Genomic DNA, 6000 nt, shown 5'->3' on the forward strand with positions numbered 1-6000 from the left:
GCATGAACCTAGAGCACATCAACTATGGCCTGTCGGCCAGCCAGGAGGAAACCAAGCCCATTGAGGAAATGCCCAACCCGCTGCCGCGGGCGGTGCTACGCCTAAATAACCACGTGCTGCTCGACGGCGAGTGGAATTTTGCCCTCGACCCCGACGACAGCGGCCTGCGCGACGGCTGGCACCTGGGCTATACCTACGAGCACAAAGCCCAGTGGCCCGGCTCCATCGAAACCCATATGGCCCAGGCCAAGGGCCAGAACCAGCCCTCGGTGTGGCACGACAAGGTGGTGGCCTGGTACGAGCGGGAATTCACCCTGCCCGAAATTGAGGAGCCCCTGCTACGCTCCATGTTTCAACTCACCTTCGGGGCCTGCGGCTACGAGACGCGGGTGTGGCTGAACGGCCGGCAACTGCGCACCATTGAGGGCGAAGACGTGCACTACGGCGAATACACGTCGTTTTCCTACGAACTGCGCGAAGAAAACCTGCACCGGGTAAACCGCCTGACCGTGCGCATTGCCGACACGATGGACGCGGAAACCACCCGCGGCAAGCAGGAGTCGCACATCTACAAGCGCGGTGGTATCTGGTACCAGACGTTTACGGGGGCCGTGCGCAGCGTGTGGTTGGAAATGGTGGAGCGCAACCGCCTCCGCTCCCGCGTGGGCGTCGATAGTGTGGTGGAAGACAAGCTGGTGCGCTTCAACCTCACCACCCGCATCCACGACCCAGGGTGCTACACCTTGCGCCTGCAGGTGTATGAGCGGGGCCGCAAAAACGGGGCGCCGCCGCTCTACGCTTCCGATTTTTCGCTGCGCCTCGAAGCGGGCCAGAAGCAACAGCGGGTAGTGCTGGAGATGCCCGATGCCCGGCTGTGGTCGCCGGAAACGCCCAACCTGTACCAGCTCGTGGCGCAGCTCATTGATGCGGAAGGCTACGTGGCCCAGATTGAAACTCACTTTGGTCTGCGCAAGATTGAGTCGCGGGGCCGGCACGTGTATCTGAACAACGAGCCCACCTACCTCGACGGGATTCTGTATCAGCCCGGCACGGCCACCTACGAGGAAATGCAGCGCCACATGCACGCTATGCAGCAGCTGGGCTGCAACCTGGTGCGCGTGCACATTGCCGGCGTCGATCCGCGCATCTACAACCTGGCCGACGAGCTGGGCCTGCTGCTCTGGGTGGAAGTGCCCAGCCCCCACGCGTCGAGTCCGCGCAGCCGCCAGAACCACCAGGAAGAGCTGCTGCGCATGCTGGCCCTGATTGAGTCTCACCCCTCGGTGGTCATCTGGAGCCTGTATAATGAGGACTGGGGCTGCCAGGATATTGCCACCAACCCCGATACGCGCCGCTACATCACGGAAACCTACCACTTCATGCAGATCGAGCACCCGCAGTTTCTGGTGGTCGACAACGACGGATGGCAGCATATTTCCGCCGAGGGGCGTCTGAAGTCCGACCTGCTCACGGCCCACCTCTACACGCCCGACCTGCCCCACTGGCAAAACCTGCTCGACCGGCTCGTGGCGGGTGAGCTTATAGGCGTGGCTGCCTTCCCGCTAGTTATCGGCGACCCTTTCTTCTACCGCCGCCAAAAGCCCCTGATTGTTAGCGAATGGGGCGGTTTCGGCTTTGCCGACTATGGCGGCCCTCAGGCCGGCGAAGAGCGCACCGAGCGGATCCGGCAGTTCAAGCGGGAGCTGCGGGCCCGGCCCATTGCCGGCGACGTGTACACCCAGGCCACCAATATCGAGGACGAGCGCAACGGCATCATTGATTCGCACACGGGCGAGCTGTCGGTGCCGCCGGGCCTGTTGAACTCGCGCCAGAGAGAAACCCCACCGGCTCAATAGCCTCACCTACGGGCACTGAACAGAAAAGAAGCCCGGTTCCTGCTACAGCAGCAGGAACCGGGCTTCTTTTCGTTGCGGCTTTCCGACAAGCTAACCTCTCCGCTGGCTTTCGGCCTTACTTATCGAAGTGGACGAACTGACGGGCAAATTCGGGGATTTCCACGTTGTTGTAGGGGTCCACGTCTAGCGTAAGCTGAATCATGACCGGCTGCCCCTTGGTGACGCCGTAGGCCAGCAGTTCGTAGGCCATGCCCTTTTCCGTCGCGTAGCCATACTTAAAGGCTTTGGCGGGCGCCCCCTGAATAAAGCAGGATATTTCCTGCAGCTCCTTGCCCTTCACCTTCTTGACGCGCTGCTTGGTGTAGTCGGCCGGGGCCCCGTTGCGCAGATCGGCCGGGTTCAGGTACATCAGGACGATGTCGAATTTTTCGGCGCGCACCTCGTAGGGCGACACCAGCGTGGCTCCGGCCGGCACCTCATACTGCTGCCCGCAGAAGTCGACCTGAGCGGGCGGCGCCTGTGCAAAAGACGAAACGGCGGCAAAAACCAGAAGTAGCAATGCGTATACTGCTTTCATAGTTGGTAAAGTAAAACGTTTTAGTCAAAAGCCTAAGAGGAGTGTCTGATTTTTCATTACCAATATTCCGGCCATACTTTCCGCTAGTGCATCCGGTCGTCCCGCACCGGCAGATTGGTGATAATGTCGCCCTCTATTTTAAGCAGCTCCTGCAGGCGGGCATCCACCTCTTTGGGGTCGCGGTATTCCTTGGCCAGATCCACGTAGCTCACGAAATGCGCCGCTTCCGAGACCATCAGCTCGTAGTAAAACTTGCTCAGCTCGGGGTCGGGAATGTGCTTCCACAAAAGCTTGAACCGCTCGCAGCTACGCGCTTCTATTAAGGCACTTACCAGCAGCATATCCATCAGTTGCCGGTCGCGGTGGTCGCCGCGGCGCACGTGGGTCATGAGCTGCACCACGTACTCGTCGCGCCGCTGGGGCCCCAGTTCAAACCCGCGCTTGCGCAGCTCGAGCAGTACCCGCTCGAAGTGGGCCCACTCCTCGGCTACCAGGGCGGTCAGCTCGTCGACGAGGCGCGTTTTCTCGGGGTACTTCACGATCAGCGAAATGCCGGTGCTGGCCGCCTTCTGCTCACAATAGGCGTGGTCGACGAGGATATCCTCGATGTTTTTGCTGGCAATATCCACCCAGCGCGGGTCGGTATTGAGCTTGAGCTTGAGGATGGTTTTTTCCTTGGATTCGGATGCGTCCATAGCATTTCCCGCCTCGCGGAGGGCGTTTTGCGGAAGAGAGTTAGTCGAAAAACTGCCAGCGGATGCCGAACTGAAACCGCCGGGGCAGGCCCGTGTAGAAGGGCGTCGGGAAGTAGCCGTTGCCGAAGCTGTAGAAGCCCTGATTGACGTAGGCCACTTTCAGAAAGACGGAAACCGTTTTAATATCGGTAATCAGAAACACATCGGCTACCGCGAAGTTGCGGCTCGTGAAGCGGTCCTGCACGTAGAACTGCTGGTTGCTGGGGCTGTAGCCGTAGCCCTTAAAGCGCGACTGGTAGTACACTTCAGCCCCGATTTGCCCGAACAGCGCCTTTTTAAACAGGTAGTTCTGGTAGTAGACCTTGCCGTTGGCCACCAGCCCGGGAATGCGCAGTCCCTCGCCCGAGCCGCCGCTGGTGGCAGTAGCCTGGTTGTCGAAGAAGAACTTACCCAGGTTGAAGCGGTGGCGCAGGGAGCCAATCAGCAGCAGCTTGGCCTCGTTTAGCTGCAGGGGAATACCGTCGCGCCGGAAAGCCTCCCGATACCCCCGGGCGGTAGCCACCGAGTCCTGGGAGTAGTACACCAGGTCGTTGATCGTAACCCCGCTGACGGACGCATCCACGTAGTGACGGCCCAGCTTCTGGGCTACCCGCCCCGTGATTTGGTTTACCAGCGTGTTCCTGAACTCGGGTGGGCCGCTGGCGCCTTCCCCGCCGCTGTGGTTCCAGGCGTAGTGGTTGCCCTCGAAGCGCTGCTGGGTGAGCGTAGGCGAGTAAGAGGTAATCAGATATTCGCCGCTCACGGGGCCCAGGCGGGCCGAAACCCGGCCCCAGAACTCACTAAGCTCCTTGGTTTCGGGTCCGGTTTGCAGGGCCAGCACCTCACCGGCCGCTTCGATGGCAATCAGCTTGCGGTAGCGAAACCCGGCCGTCCCCCCCAAGTAGACGTTGGAGTACTGCATGCTGTAGGTCGGCGACACCGTATTGGTAGTGCCCAGGAAGCTCTTGGCCCGCAGTTCGGAGTCGCGGTAGCGGCCGTAGAGGCGGTATTCCACGGCGGGCGTGTGGCCCATGAGGCCCACCGTGTTTTCGACCTGCTGGTACTCGGCCCGGTCGTTGGTCAGGGAGGCGCTCAGCAGCGTATCGGGGTAGAACTGCAGCCGCTGGGTGAGCGGGTCGGTGACGAGCTGCTCGTCGCTGTACTTGTTGAACTGCCGCTTCCAGTCGAAGATATGGTAGGCCGTCAGGCCTTTGCCCAGCAGCCGGTAGGTGTGCACCAGACGCACCTCGTCCCGGTCGTCCACGTTCAGGGCCCGGGTCAGGTTCACGCGTTCCAGGGCGTAGTCGAACAGGCTGCGCGGGTTAAAGGTGCCGTCTGCCTGCCGGTCGGCGGGCTGGTAGCGGATGCCGCCCTGCTCGGCCACGCGGTGCCGGGCCGTGCTGATGTTGAATAAGGCGTGGTACCGGTCGTCTTTGGTTTGGTAGCGGGCAAACAGCAGCACGTTGGAGTGCTCGGCCTGCCCCTCCCGCTCACTGGCAGACTGCAGAGCCTTATTGGAGGCAAACCGCTCGTAGGCCAGGCCCACGTTCAGGTTTTTGCCCAGGCTGCGGGTATAGGACAACTCAAAGACCTGCTCGCCGGCCCCACTCTGAATAAAGCGGAAAAACGTGTAGGGCGAGCGGGTATCGTAGTAGGGAATGGTAGCCGAGTTGCGCACGTACTTATCGAAGGCGTTGCGGCCAAAGCGGGTGCCCAGCTCCACGTTGGGCTCCCAGAGCAGGCGGCGCGAGGCCGTGCCGATGTTGCCCAGGTCCTGCTGAAACGTGCTGTCGTGAAACCAGTAGCGGGCCTGCATCTGGTTGGTCAGGGTCGTATCGATGATGCGGCCCTCGTACTGCTCGCGCAGAATATCGGCCTCGCGCAGCACGCGGGTAGTTTTGGCGCCATACAGCACCTTGGTCGAATCGTCGAGCACCTGGCCCCGGCCCAGGACGGGCAGCAGCAGGCAGCAGCCGAGCACCAGCCCGAAAACAACGCGGCGCAGGGAGCAGGGGAAACGAAACAGCGGAACGAGCAGATCAGACAACAGCGTGGGGCTGAAATAAAGGAGAAACCAACTGCTGCAATTGGGCAGCGCCATCGGCCAGAAACTGAACCTGGATGGGAATGTAGAAAACCGGCAGCGGCGCTACTGCCGCCCGCAGCGCGGGCTCGAGCAGGCGGACCGCATCTTTTTGCGTGGTAAAAACGCTTTGCCCGGGCCGTAATTGCCCAGTGAGAGTGGCAATATCAGCCGCGGTAAATGCGTGGTGGTCGGCAAAGGCGGCGTGGTGCGCAATATGGTAGCCGGCCCGGGTCAGGTAGTCGCGCAACGGACCCGGCTGGGCAATGCCCGTCAGCAGCACGATTTCAGGGCTCTCAGGCGTTGCAGCGCCGCCCACCGGCACCGGCGCCCCGTAGGCATAGGCGGAAAACAGCACCGGCACCCGGGGCCGGGCGTAGCGCCGCACTTGCGCTGTCATTGCCGCCTGCTCGGCCTCCGTCAGCTCCGGTTCACACTTCGTGACGATGACCACATCGGCCCGCCGGGCCCCGCCGCGGCTTTCGCGCAAACGCCCGGCCGGCAATACGTAGTCGTGGTAGAAAGGCCGCTGCTGCTCGGTCAGCAGCACATTCAGGGTGGGCCGCACGCGCCGGTGCTGGTAGGCATCGTCGAGGACTACGGCCGTCACCTCGGGAGCTTCGTGCAGCAGGGTTTCGAGGCCGGTGCGGCGGTTTTCACACACCACGACCGGCACCTGGCCCCGAAAATCCTGGTAGTGCTGCAGGGGCTCGTCGCCGATGGTAGCGGCTGTGGCCGCGGCATCGGCGA

5 protein-coding genes are annotated in these 6000 nt (G+C 62.0%); 1 reads left to right on the forward strand and 4 read right to left on the reverse strand.

Annotated elements, in window-relative coordinates; translation table 11 throughout:
• The first annotated feature begins 2 nt into the window (after window positions 1-2).
• Window positions 3-1856 (forward strand): glycoside hydrolase family 2 protein, encoded by a 1854-nt coding sequence (locus LGH70_RS06200; protein WP_226183709.1) that lies wholly within the window; start codon window positions 3-5, stop codon window positions 1854-1856.
• A gap of 115 nt (window positions 1857-1971) precedes the next feature.
• Here the strand turns inward: LGH70_RS06200 and LGH70_RS06205 are convergent, their stop codons facing one another.
• The 4 genes from LGH70_RS06205 to LGH70_RS06220 all read right to left on the reverse strand — a co-directional run.
• The gene (locus tag LGH70_RS06205) at window positions 1972-2433 is read right to left on the reverse strand and encodes a hypothetical protein (protein WP_226183711.1); all 462 of its coding nucleotides are present in this window, start codon (window positions 2431-2433) and stop codon (window positions 1972-1974) included.
• Between the two features lie 83 nt (window positions 2434-2516).
• Window positions 2517-3128, reverse strand: a complete 612-nt coding sequence (locus LGH70_RS06210) for a MiaE family protein (RefSeq protein ID WP_226183713.1) — start codon at window positions 3126-3128, stop codon at window positions 2517-2519.
• A gap of 40 nt (window positions 3129-3168) precedes the next feature.
• Window positions 3169-5214 (reverse strand): putative porin, encoded by a 2046-nt coding sequence (locus LGH70_RS06215; protein ID WP_226183715.1) that lies wholly within the window; start codon window positions 5212-5214, stop codon window positions 3169-3171.
• A partial coding sequence (locus tag LGH70_RS06220) for a tetraacyldisaccharide 4'-kinase (RefSeq protein ID WP_226183717.1) occupies window positions 5207-6000 on the reverse strand: 794 nt, incomplete at its 5' end. The genes LGH70_RS06220 and LGH70_RS06215, both read right to left, overlap by 8 nt.

This window comes from Hymenobacter nitidus (assembly GCF_020447315.1).
Taxonomy (GTDB): Bacteria; Bacteroidota; Bacteroidia; order Cytophagales; family Hymenobacteraceae; genus Hymenobacter; species Hymenobacter nitidus.